The sequence below is a fragment of the Oceanospirillum sediminis genome (assembly GCF_014164585.1).
Classification (GTDB): Bacteria; Pseudomonadota; Gammaproteobacteria; order Pseudomonadales; family Halomonadaceae; genus Oceanospirillum; species Oceanospirillum sediminis.
Genome location: NZ_JACJFM010000162.1, coordinates 1 through 418 on the forward strand (window position 1 = coordinate 1; position 418 = coordinate 418).

General features: G+C 31.1%; 1 protein-coding gene. It reads left to right on the forward strand.

Annotated elements, in window-relative coordinates; translation table 11 throughout:
* A partial coding sequence (locus tag H4O21_RS28245) for a DUF4350 domain-containing protein (protein WP_182812494.1) occupies positions 1-418 on the forward strand: 418 nt, incomplete at both ends.

Consider the following 418-nt stretch of genomic DNA (forward strand, 5'->3'; position numbering starts at 1 on the left):
ATCAACCTTCAAGTTATCTCACAGCGAATTCAGAATTTGGATATGGTGATCATCATGCCAAAGGCAACTATATTATTATTGGAAATTCTGATTATCTCACAGATTTTTCAGTGGATAAACTTTTAGAGTTTGTCAACACTGGAAATACATTGTTTATTTCAGATTACTACTTTGCACAGCGCATTCATGACACTTTGAGTATTGATGTTGATTTTGAATACAACTCAAAAAAAGATAGTATTTCACATTTGTCCTTTCAGAATAAAAACTTAAACGCAATTACAATAGATAAGAACGAAGGTGACTATTTCTTTTCAAGTTTTGATAGTATTAATTACACCATATTAGGTCATGCGAAAACTGACAAAAAGCGTGTTAACTTTATAAGAGTGCCTTTCGGAAAAGGAAACATTCTATT